At 66.1% G+C, this 19,139-nt stretch carries 16 protein-coding genes; 6 read left to right on the forward strand and 10 right to left on the reverse strand.

From position 1 onward, the window contains the following. Positions 1 to 245 precede the first annotated feature (245 nt). Both CYD53_RS29220 and CYD53_RS29225 read right to left on the reverse strand, forming a co-directional pair. The gene (locus CYD53_RS29220; protein WP_103721593.1) at positions 246 to 1,559 is read right to left on the reverse strand and encodes an FAD-binding oxidoreductase; all 1,314 of its coding nucleotides are present in this window, start codon (positions 1,557 to 1,559) and stop codon (positions 246 to 248) included. Then, complete coding sequence (locus tag CYD53_RS29225; protein ID WP_103721594.1) at positions 1,556 to 2,446, reverse strand: UbiA family prenyltransferase; 891 nt, start codon at positions 2,444 to 2,446, stop codon at positions 1,556 to 1,558. Before CYD53_RS29225 ends, CYD53_RS29220 begins: the two co-directional genes overlap by 4 nt. A gap of 391 nt (positions 2,447 to 2,837) precedes the next feature. Here CYD53_RS29225 and CYD53_RS29230 point away from each other — a divergent pair, with 391 nt between their 5' ends. Then, positions 2,838 to 3,575 (forward strand): response regulator, encoded by a 738-nt coding sequence (locus CYD53_RS29230; RefSeq protein WP_103721595.1) that lies wholly within the window; start codon positions 2,838 to 2,840, stop codon positions 3,573 to 3,575. Here CYD53_RS29230 and CYD53_RS29235 read toward each other — a convergent pair. From CYD53_RS29235 to hmuQ, 4 genes are all read right to left on the reverse strand, one after another. After that, on the reverse strand, positions 3,539 to 6,283 hold the full coding sequence (locus tag CYD53_RS29235; protein WP_103721596.1) for a hybrid sensor histidine kinase/response regulator: 2,745 nt from the start codon (positions 6,281 to 6,283) through the stop codon (positions 3,539 to 3,541). The two genes, CYD53_RS29230 and CYD53_RS29235, sit on opposite strands and share 37 nt — an antisense overlap. Beyond that, a complete protein-coding gene (locus tag CYD53_RS29240; RefSeq protein ID WP_181012082.1) occupies positions 6,280 to 7,173 on the reverse strand; it encodes an ABC transporter substrate-binding protein in 894 nt (297 codons plus the stop codon). Before CYD53_RS29240 ends, CYD53_RS29235 begins: the two co-directional genes overlap by 4 nt. Before the next feature lie 741 nt (positions 7,174 to 7,914). After that, complete coding sequence (hutX, locus tag CYD53_RS29250; RefSeq protein WP_425428360.1) at positions 7,915 to 8,457, reverse strand: heme utilization cystosolic carrier protein HutX; 543 nt, start codon at positions 8,455 to 8,457, stop codon at positions 7,915 to 7,917. 11 nt (positions 8,458 to 8,468) lie between these two features. Next, positions 8,469 to 8,816 (reverse strand): heme-degrading protein HmuQ, encoded by a 348-nt coding sequence (gene hmuQ, locus CYD53_RS29255; RefSeq protein ID WP_103721599.1) that lies wholly within the window; start codon positions 8,814 to 8,816, stop codon positions 8,469 to 8,471. Positions 8,817 to 9,298: 482 nt separating this feature from the next. Here hmuQ and CYD53_RS29260 point away from each other — a divergent pair, with 482 nt between their 5' ends. The 5 genes from CYD53_RS29260 to CYD53_RS29280 all read left to right on the forward strand — a co-directional run bounded on the left by CYD53_RS29260 (position 9,299) and on the right by CYD53_RS29280 (position 14,372). Then, the gene (locus CYD53_RS29260) at positions 9,299 to 10,255 is read left to right on the forward strand and encodes a heme/hemin ABC transporter substrate-binding protein (RefSeq protein WP_103721600.1); all 957 of its coding nucleotides are present in this window, start codon (positions 9,299 to 9,301) and stop codon (positions 10,253 to 10,255) included. Then, positions 10,252 to 11,361, forward strand: coding sequence for a FecCD family ABC transporter permease (locus CYD53_RS29265; RefSeq protein ID WP_103721601.1), 1,110 nt, complete (start codon positions 10,252 to 10,254; stop codon positions 11,359 to 11,361). The genes CYD53_RS29260 and CYD53_RS29265 overlap by 4 nt, the downstream gene beginning before the upstream one ends. Further along, positions 11,348 to 12,184 carry a heme ABC transporter ATP-binding protein gene (locus CYD53_RS29270; RefSeq protein ID WP_103721602.1) on the forward strand — a complete coding sequence of 279 codons (837 nt, stop codon included), beginning with the start codon at positions 11,348 to 11,350 and terminating at the stop codon, positions 12,182 to 12,184. The genes CYD53_RS29265 and CYD53_RS29270 overlap by 14 nt, the downstream gene beginning before the upstream one ends. Before the next feature lie 153 nt (positions 12,185 to 12,337). After that, complete coding sequence (locus CYD53_RS29275) at positions 12,338 to 13,009, forward strand: response regulator (protein WP_103721603.1); 672 nt, start codon at positions 12,338 to 12,340, stop codon at positions 13,007 to 13,009. Further along, a complete protein-coding gene (locus tag CYD53_RS29280; protein ID WP_103721604.1) occupies positions 13,002 to 14,372 on the forward strand; it encodes a sensor histidine kinase in 1,371 nt (456 codons plus the stop codon). Before CYD53_RS29275 ends, CYD53_RS29280 begins: the two co-directional genes overlap by 8 nt. Before the next feature lie 25 nt (positions 14,373 to 14,397). On the opposite strand, the gene CYD53_RS29285 is transcribed toward CYD53_RS29280, so the two are convergent. The 4 genes from CYD53_RS29285 to CYD53_RS29300 form a co-directional block, all read right to left on the reverse strand. Then, positions 14,398 to 15,273, reverse strand: coding sequence for an ABC transporter permease (locus CYD53_RS29285; RefSeq protein ID WP_103721605.1), 876 nt, complete (start codon positions 15,271 to 15,273; stop codon positions 14,398 to 14,400). 12 nt (positions 15,274 to 15,285) lie between these two features. Continuing rightward, positions 15,286 to 16,110 carry an ABC transporter ATP-binding protein gene (locus CYD53_RS29290; protein ID WP_103721606.1) on the reverse strand — a complete coding sequence of 275 codons (825 nt, stop codon included), beginning with the start codon at positions 16,108 to 16,110 and terminating at the stop codon, positions 15,286 to 15,288. Positions 16,111 to 16,200: 90 nt separating this feature from the next. Further along, positions 16,201 to 17,199: an ABC transporter substrate-binding protein gene (locus CYD53_RS29295; RefSeq protein ID WP_103721607.1), complete on the reverse strand. Its 999-nt coding sequence runs from the start codon at positions 17,197 to 17,199 to the stop codon at positions 16,201 to 16,203. 156 nt (positions 17,200 to 17,355) lie between these two features. Then, positions 17,356 to 18,627, reverse strand: a complete 1,272-nt coding sequence (locus CYD53_RS29300) for an SAM-dependent methyltransferase (protein WP_103721608.1) — start codon at positions 18,625 to 18,627, stop codon at positions 17,356 to 17,358. Between the last annotated feature and the right edge of the window lie 512 nt (positions 18,628 to 19,139).

Below are 19,139 nucleotides of genomic sequence, written 5' to 3' on the forward strand. Positions count from 1 at the left end.
GAGGGCGGCCAGAGCGGCGGTCGCGGTCTTCTTGAAGCTGGTCATGATGGCATCTCCCGAGGTCCAGTCGGGGGCGAACCATTCGCCCTCCATGAACCTTGGTCGCGGCGGTAGCGTGGGAGGTTCAAAAGGAAACAACGATTTCTTCAGAGGCTCGATCCACGCGAGCAACCTCACCGTCATCCGGACAGGTCGCCCTCGGGTCCGGGACGACGGTGCGGGCATCAGCCCCGGCCGCATCAGCCTCAACCGGCCGTCACCCGTCGCCAGAAGTTCGACGAGAACCCCGGATCGATATGGCGTGCAAACTCCCGCCAATCCGGGAAGGAGGCCTCGAATGTCGCCGGCGACATGCGCGCATCCTTGTAGGGATTCACGCGTCCGCCGGCCTCGATCGTGATCCGGTCGAGCTCCGCCAGCAGCACCTCGGTGCGCGCCCCGCGATTCGGAAAGTCGAGTGTCAGGGTCGCCCCTGCGATCGGGAACGACATCAGGCCGGGCGACGGCAGATCGCCGAAAAGCTTGAGCACGGTCAGGAACGAAGCCTCCCCCGCCGCCAGCGTGCGCCTCAGCATCGCTTCCACCGCCTGGCGGGCATCGGCCATCGGCACAGCGCATTGGAACTGGCGCAGGCCCTTGGGTCCATAGGCGCGGTTCCAGTTGGCGACACGATCGAGCGGATAGAAGAATGGCCGATAGGGAATGCGCCGTGGCTCGGGCGACGAGGGCTGCGTCGCCCGGTAGAGCGCATTGAAGGCGCGCAAGGTCAGCCCGTTGATCAGCGGGATCGGCGGTCTGATCGGAAACGGCAGCGGCCGCTTCGCGCGCACGAGCGGCGCATCGCCCCCCCTTGCATGATTGGCCCGGAAGAAGACGCCGCGGCCGAATTTCGCACCACTCGCCAGTGAGTCGATCCAGGCGACAGTGTAGTCATGGCTCGCATCCGATTCAGCCGCGATCGAGAAGAAGCGGTCGAGCCCATCGAAATGCAGCACCTCCTGCTCCATCTCGGCGGAGGCGACCGGCATCAATTGCAGCGTCACTTGCGTGATCAGGCCGGTCAATCCAAAGCCGCCGATGGTCGCCGCGAAGAGTTCGCTGTTCAGGTCCGGCGCACAGGTCATGCGTTTGCCATCCGAGCGGATCAGTTCGAAGGCGCGCACATGCCTGCCGAAAGTGCCGGCGCGATGGTGGTTCTTGCCGTGGACGTCGTTGGCCAGCGCACCGGCGATCGTGACGAATGCGGTGCCGGGCGTCACCGGCGGAAACCAGCCGGCCTGAACGGTCAGCTTCAGCACATCGTCGAGCAGTACGCCCGCCTCACAGGTCAGGAGGCCGCCTTCGCGGTCGAAGGCGAGGATTCGGTCGAGGCCGCGGCCGAGAATGAGTGCGCCGCCATCGTTCAAGCAGGAATCGCCATAGGAGCGGCCATTGCCGTAGGCCAGGGCCGGCACCCGATACTGCGACGGCGCGGCGATCCACGGCTCGGCCGCGACGACCGCGGTATCGCGAGCGACGAGCCCACCCCAGGAGCGGCACTCCGGCTCGGTCTCGTTCACGGCAGGATCGTCGCCGCGACCATGATCAGCAGGACGAGCGAACCCGTCACCTGGCTGCGCCAGTCGCTGATCATGAAGACGAGCGGATCGTCCGGCATCAGGCCGCGCCTGGCCAGGAACCAGACCCGCGACATCTGGTAGAGAACGATCGGGCAGATCAGCCAGATCAGCTCCGGGTGACGGTAGAGCTGCTTCACCGCGGCGCTGTCGACATAGAGCGCCAGGATCAGGGCGCAGGTGCAGCCCGAGGCCATGCCGAGCTGCGAAAGCGCCTCGATATCCTCGGCATGATAGCCCCGCCCGGCTTTTTTCAGCCCCGACTGGTCCTGCGTGATCCTGAGCTCGGCATAGCGCTTCACCAGCGCCAGGCTCAGGAACAGGAACATCGAGAAAGCGAGCAGCCATGACGAGAGCGGGATCGCGGCTGCGGCATTGCCAGCCAGGATGCGCAAGGTGTGCAGCGCCGCCAGCCCCAGCACATCGACCAGGAGCTTGCGCTTGAGTACGAAGAGATAGGCCAAGGCGAGGCCGAGATAAGCCGTCAACGCCAGCACGAAAAGCCGTGGCTGCGGCAGCAGCAGGGACAGGGCGAAAGCGGCGGCCAGCAAGGCGGGTACCGCCATATAGGCCTGGCGCGCGGTGATCTCGCCGGCAGCCAGCGGACGCTTGCACTTCGTCGGATGCCGGCGATCGGCTTCGACATCGACGATGTCGTTGAGGAGATAGATCGACGAGGCCATCAGGCTGAAGGAGATGAAGGCGACGAGCCCCTGTCCGAGCGACTCCAGATCGAAGACGTCGTGATTCAGCAGGATCGGGATGAAGACGAGCCCGTTCTTCAGCCAATGATGCGGCCTCATTGCCCTGATCATCGCCTTGAAAGCCATGTCACCCTTCTCTTCCGTCAAGAGTCTGCCCGACGGCGAGCGAAAGACACGCAGTCACAAGGCCCAGCCAGATCTCCACTATTCGGGCGAGGCGTTCTTCTGCGAGAAATCCTAAATCCCGGTGCAGAAACAAAGTGCAACACGGCCCTATTGCTTGCCATGATTAACATCTGCCTGCCGGCACCGGCGAATATCCGTGCCACGCGCGCTGCCGGAAACCTCTCCCCTGCCTGCAAGATGTCTCTCATTCGTGAACCGGCATTCACGTCGCCCGCGCGCATCGCCTTGCAAAGCCCGTCGGACAGATGGATCGTACAGGCACGCCGGGGGGGGCTCGGCGCATGCGACCGGTGCTTCGGGCCGGATCTGATCTGACAGGTGCGCTTCGGGCATGAACGCGGCGAGCGAAACGGCAGCGGCGAACCGCGAACGCCTCGTCATCGTCGAGGACGATCCCGTGACGCGCGCCATGATCTCGGGCTATTTCACCGACCAGGGCTTCAGGGTCGAGGAGGCCGAGAGCGTCGCCGAGGCGCGCAGGGTGGTGCGTCGGGTCAAGCCCGAACTGATCTTCCTCGATGTCGTCCTGCCTGATGGCGATGGGTTCGACCTGGCCAAGGAGCTCCAGAGCTTTTCCGACGCCGGCATCATCTTCGTCACGCGCCGCGACACCGACATCGACAGGATCGTCGGGCTCGAGCTCGCAGGCGACCACTACGTCACCAAGCCGGTCAATCTGCGCGATCTCTTGGCGCGGACGCGCTCGCTGCTGCGCCGCCGCAAGATCGAGCGCGATACGGCCCGGCGCAGCACCACGATCACCTTCGGCCCCTTCATGATCGACCTGCTGCGGCGCGAGCTGGCGACGGTCAACGGCGATCCGATCCGCCTGACGCGGGGCGAGTTCGACCTGCTCGCTGCGCTCGTCGACAGCAATGGCCGGCCGCTCAGCCGTGACTACCTGATCGAGGTCGTCAGCAACCGCCATGGCGAGGTCGACGCCCGCACCGTCGACGCGCTGGTGGCGCGGCTGCGACGCAAGCTGACGGGAGCCGGCGACCCAGGGGTGATCGCAACCGTCAGCGGCATCGGCTACAAGCTCGGCATCTTCGCCGACCGTAACGCCTGATCCTCCGGCACGGCCTTCACAACCGCCGCGCTTCGCGATGCAAGCGCCGCCAGCGCTTCGCCGCGCGCCCGCTCCAGATCGGCCACGGCCTGCGCCATGACCTGCATGGATGCAACACGAGCCTCGGCCTCGATCGTCGCTGCGATGGTCACGGCCTGGCCCAGGCCCAGCGCGCTGGCCGAGCTCGCGAACTGATGCGCCGCCCGCTCGAGCGTCTTGCGGTCGCCCTGCTCGGTCGCCCGGCCGAGCTGCTCCAGCAGATCCTCCGAGACTGTCTGGAACAGCGCAACGAGACGCTCCATGCGCTCGGCTCCCACCAGCAACGCCTGCTCGTCGAGGAAGGCGCCGTCGACAGGGTGGTCCGGCGACAGGTACGCATTCGCCAGACGGCCCGGCCTGCGCGCGTTGCGCGTCAGCACCTGCCGCAAGGCCGCGGACGTCGCGGGCTTGGGCACGATCGTGGTCAGGCCTGCCGCGAGAAGCCGGCGCATCGTCTCCGGCGACACATCGGCGGTCAGTGCCACGATCGTCGGGCAGGCGATCTCCGGGATGGCGCGGATCGCGGCAGCCGTCTCGATGCCGTCTATGCCGGTCATGTGCATGTCGAGCAGCACGAGATCGACGTGCTTCGATGCCAATAGCGCCAGCGCAGCCTCGCCGGAGCTGGCTGTCAGCACGCGGTGCCCCGCCTTGGTGATCATGATCCGCGCCACCTCCCGCGTAACGGGCTCGTCATCGACGACGAGTACGACAAGCGGCGCCTCGGTCGTCTCCTCACGAGACAAATGCACGGCGCTCGTCGCGGCGGCAGCCGGCAACCTGACCCAAAAGGTGCTGCCGACCCCGACTTCGCTGAGGACCGAGATCGAGCCGCCCATCAGATTCGCAAGCTTGGTGCAGATCGCCAGGCCCAGACCGACCCCACCGGAGCGCCGCCCGGTTTCGGGGTCGACCTGCACGAAATCCTGGAAGATGCGGCGCTGCATGGCGGGATCGATACCGATGCCGGTATCGTGCACCGCGATCACCAGCACCTGGCCCGACCCGTCTTCGGCCGGCTCAAATGCTGCGCCAACCTCGATCTCGCCGGCATCGGTGAAGCTGATCGCATTGCGCAGGAGGTTCTGGACGATCCGGTTGATCTTGCCGGGATCGCCGTTGAGCCGGGCCATGGCGACGGGCGCGATGTCGAGACGGAGCGCGAGACCCTTGCGCTCGGCCGCCGGCCGCATCAGCGCGATGGCCGCCGTGAGCAGGGCGCCCGGCTCGTAGTCACGCTTCTCCAGGCTCTCGGTGCCCGCCTCCAGCCGCGAGAGGTCGAGCGTCGCATTGGCGAGGTCGATCAGCGTCTCGCCGGAGGTCGCCGCCATTTCGACCAACCGCCGGTCGCGCTGGCTCATGCGCTTGCGATCGAGAATTTCGAGCACGCCGAGCACGCCCGACAAGGGCGTGCGGATGTCGTGCCCCACCACCGCGAGGAAGCGGGATTTGGCTTTCGTCGCCTCCTCGGCCAATTCGCGCGCCTGCTCGGCAGCGCGCTGCCCGGCCGATGCCTGGTCGAGCGCCTTGGCAAGGGCGGCCGTGCGCTGGGACACCTTGTCCTCCAGAATGCTGCGGCTTTCCTGCAAGCGTTCCGCCATCAGGTTGAACTGGTCGCCGAGCTCCTGGAGCTCGTCGCCGGTACGGATGTCGATGCGCTCGTCGAGCTGGCCCTCGCCGATCCGGGCGGCGCCTTCGGTCAGCGCTCGGACCGGCGCGACCAGGCGCCCGCTGAGCAGGATGCTGGTTATCACGGTGATGAGCAGCGCCCCGGCGAGGATGATCAGCGAGCGCAGGATCGAAGCATAGATCGGCGCATAAGCCTCGCTTTGGGGCAGATCGACGATGACGCTCCAATCGAGATTCGGCACGGGCGCGACGACCGACAGGACAGCCCGCCCCTCGATATCGCGCGTCGACAGGCTGTTGCCGGGCAGCATCGCGCCTTGAAAATCCGGCCGCGGATAGGCCTGCAGGAGTGGCAGCAGATTCGTGCCTCTCAGGACGAAGCGGAGATCGGGATGCGCGATCAGCCGACCGGTACGGTCAACGACATAGGCCCGTCCTTCCGCACCGACCTTCATCTGCGAGACGAGCTCTTTGATGAAGGTCAGATTGACCGTTGCCAGGACCACGCCGCCTTTCGTTTCGGCCACCCGTTTTCCAAGCAGCAGATATGGCTCGGAGCCGCGCCGGAATTCGACACCGCTCCGGAAGTTGCCCTGGGCCAATGCCGCCTGGACGATCGGATCGCTGGACAGGTCCGTCCCCGCGCCGATGCGGTCGCGGTCAGTGCGCGACAAGGCCAGCAATTCGCGCCCTTCGGCGTCCGTTCGCCTGAGATCGAGGATCGCCGGAGCCTGCCGCAGCAGGCGCAGCCCATCGAGATGAAGCTCTTCCAGGGCAAGTGCGCCCGAGCTGTTCAGCGAAACCCAATCGAGCTGCCGCACGATATCGCCGACAAATCCGCTGATGCGCTGCGCCGCTGCCTGCGCCTGCTCCTGCTGGACACGCGCCACCAGCGCCCGTTGATCGGAGAAGGCGAAGATCGTACCGACGATGCCGTTGATGCCCAGGGCGAGGCTGATCGCGAAGGCGACGAACAGCGCATATTTGCGGGCCAGCGCGCCGCGCGGCCCGCGCGTGCCCGCGTCGACGATCCTTCTCATGACAGGATCCGCGAGGCGCGCACGCGCAGCGAAAGCGGGATCGTCAATCCCAGCGCCATCGCCGCCTTCTCATTGATCACCAGCTCGAAGCTGCGCGAAAATTGGACCGGGAGCTCGGCGACGTTCGCTCCACGAAAGATCAGGTCGATATAGCTCGCCATGACCAGATCGGATTCATCGCGACCGCCGGTATAGGACATCAGCCCGCCGGCTTCGACGAAGGTCTCGTAAGGGTACATCGTCGGCATCCGGTATTTCGCCACCAGCGGCACGATCGCCCGGGCATTCCGGAAGGTGAAGCTGTCCGGCGGGAAAAACAGTCCCGTCCCCGGTTGCGCGGCGAGTTCGGCAAGTGCGGGCTCGATCTCGCTCAGGGCGGAGACCGGAGCGCCGACCAGCGACATCCCGACCTCTTTTGCGCTCCAGCGCAGATGTTCGACATAGGTCACGCCTCCCGCCGCCGCGGACAGCGGATTGTAGATGACGCCGATCCGCACGGTCGCCGGCGCGATCTCGCGCAGCAGGTCGACCCATTTCGCCGCCATAGACGGCTCATTGTTGCTGAAGCCGGTCGCGTTGCCTTCCGGGCGCTCGAGCGAACGCACGAAACCGCTCCCGACCGGATCGGACGCCGTCGAGAACAACACCGGGATCGTGCGCGTCGCGGCCAGGACGGCAGCCGTCTCGGTGCTGGAGCCGGCGATGATGACGTCGGGCGTTTCGCCGACCAGGTCCCTGGCCGTCGCCGCCAGGGTCTGGGGATCGGAGTTGGAGGAGCGGACGAGATAGCGAATATTCTGCCCTTCGATCCAGCCGCGCTGCACCATCAGGCGCTTCAGGGTGCCCAGTCGCGCCAGCACGATCGGATGGTCGAGCGGCAGGCCGATCATGAAGGCCGCCAACCGTATGCGTTCGGCCGCCTCGGTGGACGACGACGCGAAGCCCGCGGGGAGGGAGGCCAACGCACAGAGAAAGGACCGACGCTGCATCCGTGCCGCCAGGATCGTCATGCGCCGCGCTCACCGCGGCCGCAGATGCAGGCACGGTGCCATGTCCCGCCGCGCAGGTCGAGCATCAGGAGGTGAGAGCGCTTTCGGGCGAAGTAGCCGCCGGTTCGCGTGCCGAATAGGGGGGTGCGCGAAACAGCGGGCATCGGCCTTTCGTAGGCGCAATGCTGTAAACTTCTAGATTCATTCTCTTTTTTGGAATTCAGGCGAGACTGGCCGAATGCGACCTGTTCCAGGGCAGCAGGCTGCCTATTTGCGCCAGCGCGGCGCACTATGTGGCCAGTAACGCACGTCGACCCGCGCCTCGGGGATGGGCCACTCATAAACCGGCGCGAAGATCCAGCATTGCAGCCGATTCCATTCGGCCGCATTCCGCGCTCCGCTGCAGGCACCGATATGCGAGCGCTGCCAAAAGGCGCTAGCCGGCATGGGCCACGCGAACAGCGCAAGCGCGAGGACGAAGATCGATCGGCTCAAGCAACGACGCCTCATTTGCCGGCCCGTCGACCGGGTCCGCTCCGACACCAAGCTCATCAGGAACGCATGGATGTCCTACCAAACGCTAAACGGCCACATCGCCTGGAGCAGGGGCGATACTCTAGCGCGTGGCCGCAGCGCAGGCCGTCAGGCGAAGCTGGTCTTCAGCCCCTCGAACAATGTGACCTGTTCGGCGATCAGCGCTCGGCTCGCATCGCGCCGGACGAAGACCTTGAACATCGCCTCACCCGCACCGTTGAAGAACTGCACCGAGCAGGACCGGCGCCCGTGGAAGAGCCGGTCGACCAGATAGATCGCTCTGCAATTCTCGGCCTTGATGTGGCCCCCGATCGGGCTGTCGCCATGAATGTTGTAATAGCCATGACCGAAGGAGCCGACCGGCAGCGCGCCTTCGCATTCCAGCACGATATCGGGCGTGTGGACGATGAAGAGCACGCTCCCCCAGTTCGAGAGCTCCTGCCAGAGCGCCTCGAAGCGCTCGGGCGCGATCGCCGTCCGCTGCCCCAGTGGCGTCTCCTCCAGCACGGCAAGCGTCGGTACGCCGACCTCGCGGGCGATCGCCTCGATGACACCGTCGGGCTTGGCCGCCAGCATCTGCCTGACACGCGCCATCGGGTCGGTTGCCGGCGGTTCCTGGCCGGCCAGCGGGATCACCTGCGAGATCGACATACCGCCTCCCCTCACTCGGCCGCCTGGCGAGGCCGACGCGGATTGCTTTCGCTCAGCACAGTCTCGAAGCCCTCGAACTCGGGATGACCGAGATACATCGGCGTCTCCCGCGGCTGGCCGGCATTGCGATGGGATTCGCGGAACTGCTCGGACTTGGTCCAGGCCGTGAAATCCTCCTTCGAGGCCCAGCTGGTATGCGAGGAATAGAGGGTGTGGTCCGCCTTCTCCGGGCCCTTCAGCAGATGGAAACCGAGGAAGCCCGTCATCTCGTCGAGGCGCGTCTTGCGCGACGACCAGACCGCCTCGAAGGCAGCCTCCTCTCCCTTGACGACCTTGAAGCGGTTCATGGCGATGAACATGGGATTGATCCTGACTTGGCTGGCGGATGAGCTGGCTCGGGTGGTTCTGCTAGAGCATTTCGAGCGAAGTGGGCACCGGTTCGCGTGAAGAAAATGAGATAAAACAAGGAGCTAGAGCATTCTTGCGATTCGGAGAAACGCTGGAATGCTCTAGCGTGCCGAACCGGGCGGGACTGCCATCCGGTTCGGCAAGAATTCTCTGTTTTCAAGACGATCCGGAAACGCGCCCGATCATGGCGGAAGAATACACGGTGCAGCCTCGATTCAAGGGTCATGACAGCTGGCTGGCTGACGCTGGAGCGCCTCGCCAACACGCGTTCGGCGGCCACCGTGCCTGGCGAGCCGCTCTTGACCCCCTGTAGTAAAACTGAATATCTCCGTCAACAACGCCGAAACATAATCTAATTTAGACGAATTAAAAAGAACGAATACTTGCATCGAATGCTGATGCGAGGCGATCAACACCTGACGGAGATGATCTCATGGCCGGCCGCAACGTCCTGCTCGCCCCGGCGGCTCGCCGCCTCAATCGGCGCGAACTCGGGGCAGCTCTCGCCTTGACGCTGATCGCCGCCATCGATCTGACGAGCTCCGCCTCGTTCGTCACGCGTGGCTTCGCGCAGACGCCCGAGCGCATCGTCGCCGCTGGCGGCGTGATCACCGAGGTGCTCTATGCGCTGGGCCTCCAGGACAGGCTCGTGGGAGTCGACTCGACCAGCCAGTTCCCGGCCGAGGCGCTGAAGGACAAGCCCAATATCGGCTATGTCCGGGCCCTCTCGGCTGAAGGCGTGCTCTCGCTCAAGCCCTCGCTCGTCATGGCGATAGCCAGCGCCGGCCCGCCGGATGCGATCTCGCTGCTGAATGAAGCGGGCGTGCGCCTCGCGCGGATTCCCGACGACACCAGCGCCGAGGGCGTCGTCACCAAGATCGAGGCGATCGGCGCGGTCGCCGGCGCGGTCGAGCCCGCGCGCCGGCTCGCGGCGCAGACCAAGGCGCGTTTCGACGAATTGGCGGCGCTACGCACGACTTTGCCAGCTAAGCGACGGGTGCTCTTCGTGCTCTCGCTGCAGAATGGCCGCACGTTGGTCGGCGGACGCAACAGTTCGGCGGACGCGATCATCGAGCTCGCCGGCGGCATCAATGCGGCAGCCGCGGTCGAGGGCTACAAGCCGATGACCGACGAGGCGATCATCGCGGCTGCGCCCGACGCCATCCTGATGATGCGCAACAGCGGCAACCACGACACGGCGACCGAGGCGCTGTTCGCCTTGCCGGCCTTCTCCCAGACGCCGGCGGCGGCGCACCGCGCCCATATCGTCATGGACGGCCTCTATCTGCTCGGTTTCGGTCCGCGCACGCCGGCGGCCGCCCGCGACCTCATGGCCGCGCTCTATCCCAACGCCACAATCCCGCCGCTGAAGACGGCGGCTGCACCATGACGCTGGCCGCCCGCCCCGGCGAACTCACCGCCTTGTCGTCGCTTGCAGCCTTCGCGGCCGGCCGCAGGCGGCAGGGGGCACTCGCGATCGTCGGCGTGACCTTGCTCTGCCTCATGCTCGCCGTCGTCGCGACCGGTCAGGGTGCGGTCCAGATCGCGCCGGCCCGCGTTGCCGGGATTCTGATGGCCAAGCTCTCCGGCCACGACGAACTGCTCATCGGGCGCGACGCGCTGGTCGTGCTCAACATTCGCCTGCCTCGCGTGTTGCTCGCCATGCTGATCGGCGCGGCACTCGCCATCTCAGGCGCACTGATGCAGGGCCTGTTCCGCAATCCGCTCGCCGACCCCGGCCTCGTCGGCGTCTCGGCCGGGGCGGGGCTTGCCGCCGCGGCGACCATCGTCCTGGGCGACCGTCTCCTCGCCGGCACCGGCTTCACATTGCCCTTCGCCGCCCTCCCCGTCGGCGCCTTTTGCGGCGGCCTGGTCTCGACATTGGCGCTCTATCTGATCGCGACGCGCCAGGGCCGCACCTCGATTGCGACCATGCTGCTCGCCGGCGTTGCGCTGGGCGCACTCGCAGGTTCGCTCACGGGGCTGCTCGCCTTCATCTCGGACGACAGGCAATTGCGCGACCTGACCTTCTGGTCGCTCGGCAGTCTCGGCGGTGCGAGCTGGGCCAAGCTCGTCATCGTGGCGCCGATCGTGCTGCCTCTGCTCTTCGCGGTACCCCTGCTCGCGCGCGGGCTCAACGCCCTGATGCTGGGCGAGGCGGAGGCCTACCATCTCGGCCTGCCGGTGCAGCGCATCAAGGGGCTCGCCATTCTGCTCGTCGCGCTCGCCGTGGGCGCAAGCGTCGCCACAGCCGGCGTCATCGGCTTCGTCGGCATCGTCGTGCCGCATCTGATCCGGATCGCCATCGGGCCCGATCATCGCCTGCTGCTGCCGCTCTCGGCGCTTGGCGGCGCGACCCTGCTGGTCGGGGCAGACATCGCCGCGCGCCTGATCGTAGCCCCGGCGGAACTGCCCATCGGCATCGTCACCGCAGCGGTCGGCGCGCCGTTCTTCCTCTGGCTCCTCCTGCGCCGGGCAAACCATGTCGACCTCTGATGAACACGGCTCCGCGCTCGTCGCCTGCGAAGGCGTGGGCTTCGCGATCGGCCGGCGCAAGCTCGTCGATCAGGCCACGCTTGAGCTCCATCCAGGCCGGACGACCATTCTGGTCGGCCCCAACGGTGCGGGAAAGTCGACGCTGCTGAAGCTCCTGACCGGCGAATTGCAGCCGAGCGCAGGCAGAATATCCTTCGATGGCGAAGCGCTCGCTGCGGTGCCGGGCTGGCGGCTCGCCTCGCGGCGCGCCGTGATGGCGCAGCAGACCAGGCTCGCCTTCCCCTTCACCGTCTACGAGGTCGCACGGCTGGGCGTCGACGGCGTCGGCCGCCGCCTGCCGCGTGGCCAGCGCGAGGCCCTGATCGGTCAGGCCCTGAGCGCAGCCGGCGTGCTCGACCTCGCCGCGCGCAGCTACCAGACCCTCTCGGGCGGTGAACAGCAGCGGGTGCAATTCGCCCGCGCGCTCTGCCAGCTCGAGGCCGGGCGCGGCGCCGGGCCATCCCAGGCGCTCTTCCTCGACGAGCCCATCGCCAGCCTCGACCTCTGCCACCAGCTCGCGCTCCTGGACATGGCCCGCAGCCTGGCCAGCCGTGGCGTCGCCGTGCTGATCGTGCTGCACGACCTCAACCTCGCCGTGACCTATGCCGACGAGCTCGTCATCATGGACCAGGGCCGCATCGTCGCCCGCGGCGCCCCCGCCGCCACGCTGGACGACGCGCTGCTGCGCCAGGTCTTCAAGGTCGACCTCTCGCTCAGCCGCGCGCCGGCGCCGGGCCTGCCTTTCCTGCTGCCGCAGCAGCACCGGGCACAGAGCGCGGCCTGACAGCGAGAGCCCCGTCGCATGAGGCGCGCTTTGTTCGAAAAATGGCGACACCGCTCGGTGACGCTCGCGCGGCAGGCTCGTACCGGGCCCTGGCTTTGCCCTCTCCCGGCTTTTGGAACATAAGGAGCACTACCGCCCGGGCAGCGATGGCAGATGCGCATTTTACTGGTCGAGGACAATCGCGAGCTTTCGGACTGGCTCGGCCGGTTGCTGCGCAAGAGCCGCTATGTCGTCGATTGCGTCCATGACGGCGCGGATGCCGATGCGGCGCTGTCGACGCAACATTATGACGTGATCATCCTTGATATGGGCCTGCCGCAGATGAGCGGGCTCGAAGTGCTGCAGCGTTTCCGGAGCCGCCGCGGCCTGACGCCCGTCATCATCCTGACCGCCAATGACGCCGTCACCAGCCGCATCGCCGGGCTCGACGCCGGCGCCGACGACTACCTCGTCAAGCCGTTCGACCCCGACGAGCTGGAGGCGCGCATTCGCGCGCAGTTGCGTCGCCGGCAAAACGACAAGACCCTGCGCGTCGTCTTCGGCACGCTCGAACTGGAGACCAATACGCGCCAGTTCCTGCTGGCGGGTGATGCCCTGTCCCTGACGCAGCGCGAGCATGCGGTGCTGGAAACGCTCATCCTGGCCTCCGGCCGCGTCGTGTCGAAAGCCGCCCTGAGCGAAACCGTATTCGGCCTCGACGACGATGCCAGCTCGAACGCGATCGAGATCTATGTCCACCGCGTCCGCAAGAAACTGGAGGGCCGGGGCGTCGCGATCGGCACCTTGCGCGGCCTCGGCTACGCGCTGAGGAGGCAGGATGCCTAGGAGTCTACGCGGCGAGTTGTTGGGCTGGCTTCTGATCCCGCTGGCCGGCCTGGTCGCGTTCAATGCCTGGACGACCTATCGCAGCGCGGTCGCGACCGCCAACCTGATCACCGACCGCACCTTGCTGGCCTCGGCCCGTGTCATCGCCGAGCAGGTGAAGGACAATGACGGCAGGGTCGAGGCGCTGATCCCGCCCTCCGCGCTGGAGATGTTCGCCTCGCCCGACCGGGACCATGTGATCTACCGTGTCATCGCGCCGTCGGGAGAATTGATCGCAGGCTTTCCCGACGTCGCGATCCCGCCGCGAGCTCCCACCGACCTCCAGCCGGTCCATTTCGAGGCGCGGTTTCGCGTCGAGGACATCCGGGCAGTTGCAATCGCCCAGCCTGTCGTCTCGAAGTCGGCGGGCGGAAACGCCCTCGTCGTGGTCGCCACGAGCTTGCGCGGCCGCGACCGGCTCGTCACCGAACTCTGGCTGAGATCGCTGCGTGATCAGACGCTTCTCGTCGGGATCGCGGCGCTGCTGGCGCTGTTTGGTCTTCACAGGGGCCTGGCGCCGCTGCTGCGCCTGCGCAGCGAGCTCCTCGCCCGCGATCCCGGCTCGCTTCGCCCCCTGGCCGCCGAGAACCTCCAGACCGAGTTGAAGCCGCTGATCGACGCACTGAACCACGCTTTCGCGCGCATCCAGACCTATATCACGCTGCAACGGCGCTTCGTCGCCGACGCCTCGCATCAGTTGCGCACCCCGCTCGCCGTGCTGAAGACACAGGCCACTGTCGGATTGCGCGACACCGAGACCGCGGCCAAGACCGAGGCCCTGGCCGCGATCGATGGCGGGCTCGACGCCATGGCCCGCGTCGTCAACCAGCTTCTGGTGCTGGCGCGGGCGGAGCCCGGCGGTGCGGCAATGCGCAAGGAGGCGGTCGACTTCGCCGGGATCACCCGGGCCGCGCTCGAAAGCCGCGCCATGCTCGCCTTCGACCGGCGCATAGACCTCTCCTTCGAGGGCGACGAGGCCGGCCTGGAACTGCAGGGCCATGTCACGCTGCTCAGGGAGATGGTGGCCAATCTGGTCGAGAACGCCTTGCGCTACACGCCCGAGGGCGGAGCCGTCAGCGTGCGCCTGACGCGGGAGCCCGGCGAAATCCATCTCAGTATCGAGGATAATGGTCCGGGCATCCCGGAGGCCGAGCGCGAACGGGTGTTCGAGCGCTTCTATCGCCTGTCCTCGGGCACGGAAGGGACCGGGTTGGGGCTTGCGATCGTACGTGAGATCGTGGCCGCCCATGGCGGCCACATCACCTTGTCGCAACGCACACCGCCGCCCGGCCTGCGCGCCGACATCGTGCTGCCGGCGAGCTGAAGAACAGCCGCCGGCACCATGCATCTTACTGGTTGTCCTGCAGCGGCGCCGGACGCCAGGTCGCGAGGCTGTTCTCGACCCAGGTCATCAGATATTCGGCGGCGAGCGCCACGACCATGATGATGACGATCGCCGCATACATGCCAGCCGCGTCGAAGGAGCCCTTGGCGATGTTGATCAGGAGGCCGACGCCGTAGCGCGCCCCGACGAACTCGCCGACGATGGCGCCGACGATGGCGAAGCCGAAGCTGACATGGAGCGAGGCGAAGATCCAGCTCATCGCCGAGGGGATCACCACCGCACGCGTCAATTGCCAGCCCTTGGCGCCCAGGATCTGCGCATTGGCCATCAGGTTCCGGTCGGCCTCGCGCACGCCCTGGAAGGCGTTGGCGAAGACGACGAAGAACACCATCACGAAGGAGAGCGCGACCTTGGAAGCGAGGCCGAGGCCGAAGATCATGATGAAGATCGGCGCCAGCACGACGCGCGGGATCGAATTGATCACCTTGATGTAGATGGAGAAGATGTCGGCGAGCATGCGGTTGCGGCCGAGCGCGATGCCGACCACGATGCCGGCGATCGAGCCGGTCGCGAAGCCGATCAGCGATTCCTCCATCGTCACCCAGAGATGGAACCAGAGCGGGCCTTCCGAGGTGCCCTCCGTGATCCATTCGACCAGGCGCGCATAGATCGCGCTCGGGCTCGAGAAGAAGAACTCGTCGATGATCGCGGTGCGGGAGGCGATCTCCCAGCCGCCGAGGATGGCGGCAAGAATGGCCCAGCGCCAGAACAGCACCATGTGCTTGCGGTGGCGGGATGCCTTGGCGGCGGCGGCTTCGATCTCGGCATCTGAGGTGCCGGCGCGGAAGATGGCGCCCGAGGCGATGGCTGTGTCGGTCATGTCCTTGTCTCCTCAGGCTGCACGGGCTTCGTCGCGGGCGGCGCCACGCGTGACCTCGTCGCGCAGGTCGTCCCAGATCGTCTTGGACAGGGCGATGAAGTCCTCCTGGTAGCGGATCTCGCTGACGATGCGCGGGCGCGGCAGGTGGACGGGATAGACCGACTTCACCGTGGCCGGCCCGGAGGTCAGCACATAGACCTTGTCGGCGAGCGCGATCGCCTCCTCGAGATCATGCGTGACGAAGACGACCGAGGCCTTGGCCTCCGACCAGAGGTCGAGCAGCACGTCATGCATCACCACGCGCGTCTGCACGTCGAGCGCGGAGAAAGGCTCGTCCATCAGCAGGATCTGCGGCTCGTTGATGAAGGTCTGCGCCAGCGAGACACGCTTGCGCATGCCGCCGGAGAGCTGGTGCGGATATTTGCTCTCATGGCCGGTGAGGTGAACGCGGGCCAGCCATTCGCGCGCCCTCGCATAGGCCTCCTCGCGCGGCTTGCCGCGGAACAGCGGTCCGGCGACGACATTGTCGATGACGCTGCGCCAGGGAAAGAGCGCATCGGTCTGGAAGGCGAAGCCGATGCGCGGGTCGATGCCGTTGACCGGGCCGCCGAACAGGCGGACCTCGCCGCTCGACGGGCTGGCCAGGCCCGTGACGAGATTGAGCGTCGTCGACTTGCCGCAGCCGGTGGGACCGACGACGGCGACGAACTCGCCGCGCGCCACGCTCATGTTGAAATCGCGGATCGCCGTCATCGACTTGCCGTCGGGGGTGATGAAGCGCCGGCTGACATTGATCAGCTCGATCGCCGGGCTTTCATTCGGGTCCGTCGCGGACATGCATCCTCCTTCGCCGGCTTCGCGGCGTTGTTTGGTTTCGAGGCAGGAGAGTTAGGGGCGGCGTGCCGCCCCCTGGGATGCGAGCGGGCGCTATTTGGCGTTCTTCACGAACTCTGTCGTGTAGGTCTTGGACAGGTCGATCTGCTTGCCCTTGATGTTCTTCGAGAAGCCAGAGAGCACGGCGAGCACCGTCTCGGGCCCGCCCTGGGGCATCACGCCGTCCTTGGTGAACATCGCCTTCCCGTCGGCGAGCGCCTTGACGTAGGCATCCTTGTTGCCGGCGTAATAGTCCTTCGGCATCTTGTCGGCGATGTCGGCGGCGCTGTGCGTGTCGATGTATTTCAGCGTCTTGACGAAGGCATTGGCGAGCTTCTGGACGACGGGCTTGTTCTTCTCGATCCAGGCCGTCTGCATGTAGAGCGAGGCCGCCGGATAGGTGCCGCCAAGCGCTTCCGTGGTCTTCTCGACGGTGCGCATATCGACCAGCACGCGAGCCTCCCCAGTCGCCAGCAGGCGCGAGATCGTCGGCTCCGTGGTCATGCCGGCCTGGATCTTGTCCTGCTGCATGGCGGCGATGAAGGTCGTGCCGGCGCCGACGGGAAGAGTGGTGTAGTCGCCGGGCTTCACCCCGGATTTCAGCATCAGATACTGGCTCAGGAAGTTGGTGGAGGAGCCGAGCCCGGTGACGCCGAGATTCTTGCTCTTGAGATCGGCCATCGACTTCACGTCGGGATATTTGCTCGAAACCAGCTCGACTTCGCCCGGCGCCCGGCTGAACTGGACGACCGACATCACGAACTTGCCCTTGGCCTGCAGGTCGACGCAATGGTCGTAGAAGCCGACGACGCCCTGGACGGCGCCGGCGAGCATCTCGTTTTCCGCATCGACGCCGGCGGCCTCGTTCAGCAATTCGACCTCGAGCCCTTCATCCTTGAAATAGCCGAGGCTCTCGGCGAGCTTGGCAGGCAGATAGATCTGCTTCTCATAGCCGCCCACGATGATGGTGACCTTGTCGGCCGCGAGCACGGCGCTGACCCCGGCGAGCAGGGCCGCGAAAGCGAGGGATGTCGTGAGAATACGGGCGCGCATGGGGCAGCCTCCTTGGTTCGTTTTTCCTCGCGCGCCTCAACTCCTCTTTGTCGTCGAGAGGATTGCCTGAGGCGCGACTGACCGACCGTTAACCCGCCAAGCTTTCACCAGACTTTCAATGTTCGGCGGTTCATCGGTTTCGAGCCTCGGATGACGTCAGGCCGCGGGAGCCAGGTTCGACGGCCTTCTCGTCATGTCCGCCGCCGCCTCGGCCGTCCGCAGGGCCGCCTTGCGCTCGTCGATATAGTCACGCGTCAAGGGAACGGCCTCCTGGCGGCGCACGATCTGGAGCTGGAAGACGACGACGTCTTGATATTCGAAGGCAGCCTGGCTCATCGCCAGATAGAATTCCCACATCAGGCAGAAGCGCTCGTCATAGAGCGCGAGTGCCTCCGCGCGACGCGCCATGAAGCGCTCGCGCCAGGCCTGCAACGTCTTGGCGTAGTGCAATCGCAGCACCTCGACATCGGTGACGATGAGCCCCGCCTTCTCGGCGGCGGGCAGGATCTCCGACAGGGCCGGCAGATAGCCGCCGGGGAAGATGTAGCGGTTCAGCCAGGGATTGGGATGGTTTGGCCCGTCCGAGCAGCCGATCGTGTGGAGCAGCATCACGCCGTCCTCGCTCAGCAGGCGCCGGCAGGTCTCGAAGAAGGCCGGGTAGAAGCGCGGGCCGATATGCTCGAACATGCCCACGGAGACGATGCGCTCGAAGACGCCGACGACATCGCGATAATCCTGCAATGCGAAGCGCGCCCGCTCGCCGGCCCCGGCACGCTGCGCCCGCTGGTTGGCGACCGCGAGCTGCTCATGCGACAGCGTCACGCCCAAAGCTTCGCGGGCGCGCGCGGTTTCCGTCAGGTACAGGCACATGCCGCCCCAGCCGCAGCCGATGTCGAGGACGCGATGCTCCGGCTCGACCAGGAGCTTGGCCGCGATGTGCCGCTTCTTCGCCAGCTGGGCGTCGTCGAGGCTCTGCTCCGGGTTCTCGAAATAGGCGCAGGAATATTGCCAGTCGGCGTCGAGGAAGAGCGCGTAGAGCCGGTCGTCGAGATCATAGTGATGCGCGACGTTTTCGCGCGAGCGGTCGCGCGTATTGCGCGTGGTGAGATGGCGCAGCAGGAAGCGGCCATGATCGAGCGCTCGCTCGAGCAGGCTGGAAGGCTGCCCGCGCACGCCTGAGAGGATCAGGGCGAGGAAACCATGGATCGAGCCCTGCTCGACCAGGAGCCGCCGATCCATGAACTGCTCGCCGAGCTTCATCTCGGGGTCGAGCAGGAAGGCCCATAAGGCCATCCTGTCGGCAAAGCGGATCTTGACCGGCGCACCGGAGCCGTCGCCGCAGCTGAAGCCGCGGCCATCGGGCATGACGACATGCAGCGTGCCGTGGACGACGAGCCGCGACAGGACCGCCTGGAGAATTCGGAGCATCGGCAATCCCTTGGACCCGTGGAGCAGCTCTCGCACAGGTGAAACGTGGCGCGTGAGCCCGTCATGCCGCAGGAAACGTGCCAGACGATCCCTGACGGGCCAACGGCTCGACCGCCGGGAGGCTCTTGCCGCGCCAGCATCGGACATTTCCGCCATATCCTGCATTTTTAGGGCTGATATAGCGCTTTCCGGCTTGAAATCGCGAAGAAAGCCGTACTGCCGCGCCGGCTGATCCGGAGCGTCCCGACCATACGAGCGCGCATAGAAAAGCTCCATTTTTTGATGGAAACTCCAAGACTGGGAGATCAAAACATTCAGACAATCGGAAAATATCTAATCAAATCAACATACTGATCGCTGGCACACCGCTTGCGCTGACGCCGCCGTCAACAATCTGGATCGGGCGTCAGCAATGGAATGGCAGGCCATCGTCGATTTCGACGGTACGATCTCGTGTCAGGACACGACGGATCAGATCCTCGAACGTTTCGCCGCGCCAAGCTGGCAGGAGG

This window comes from Allobosea psychrotolerans, assembly GCF_002917105.1.
Classification (GTDB): Bacteria; Pseudomonadota; Alphaproteobacteria; order Rhizobiales; family Beijerinckiaceae; genus Allobosea; species Allobosea psychrotolerans.

Coding starts and splice junctions, on each gene's coding strand:
- CYD53_RS29230 (WP_103721595.1), top strand. CDS start 2,838: ATGAACGCGGCGAGCGAAACGGCAGCGGCGAACCGCGAACGCCTCGTC.
- CYD53_RS29290 (WP_103721606.1), bottom strand. CDS start 16,110: ATGTCCGCGACGGACCCGAATGAAAGCCCGGCGATCGAGCTGATCAAT.
- CYD53_RS29225 (WP_103721594.1), bottom strand. CDS start 2,446: ATGGCTTTCAAGGCGATGATCAGGGCAATGAGGCCGCATCATTGGCTG.
- CYD53_RS29275 (WP_103721603.1), top strand. CDS start 12,338: ATGCGCATTTTACTGGTCGAGGACAATCGCGAGCTTTCGGACTGGCTC.
- CYD53_RS29280 (WP_103721604.1), top strand. CDS start 13,002: ATGCCTAGGAGTCTACGCGGCGAGTTGTTGGGCTGGCTTCTGATCCCG.
- CYD53_RS29260 (WP_103721600.1), top strand. CDS start 9,299: ATGGCCGGCCGCAACGTCCTGCTCGCCCCGGCGGCTCGCCGCCTCAAT.
- CYD53_RS29240 (WP_181012082.1), bottom strand. CDS start 7,173: ATGATCGGCCTGCCGCTCGACCATCCGATCGTGCTGGCGCGACTGGGC.
- CYD53_RS29235 (WP_103721596.1), bottom strand. CDS start 6,283: ATGAGAAGGATCGTCGACGCGGGCACGCGCGGGCCGCGCGGCGCGCTG.
- CYD53_RS29270 (WP_103721602.1), top strand. CDS start 11,348: ATGTCGACCTCTGATGAACACGGCTCCGCGCTCGTCGCCTGCGAAGGC.
- hutX (WP_425428360.1), bottom strand. CDS start 8,457: ATGTCGATCTCGCAGGTGATCCCGCTGGCCGGCCAGGAACCGCCGGCA.
- CYD53_RS29300 (WP_103721608.1), bottom strand. CDS start 18,627: ATGCTCCGAATTCTCCAGGCGGTCCTGTCGCGGCTCGTCGTCCACGGC.
- CYD53_RS29295 (WP_103721607.1), bottom strand. CDS start 17,199: ATGCGCGCCCGTATTCTCACGACATCCCTCGCTTTCGCGGCCCTGCTC.
- CYD53_RS29285 (WP_103721605.1), bottom strand. CDS start 15,273: ATGACCGACACAGCCATCGCCTCGGGCGCCATCTTCCGCGCCGGCACC.
- CYD53_RS29265 (WP_103721601.1), top strand. CDS start 10,252: ATGACGCTGGCCGCCCGCCCCGGCGAACTCACCGCCTTGTCGTCGCTT.
- hmuQ (WP_103721599.1), bottom strand. CDS start 8,816: ATGTTCATCGCCATGAACCGCTTCAAGGTCGTCAAGGGAGAGGAGGCT.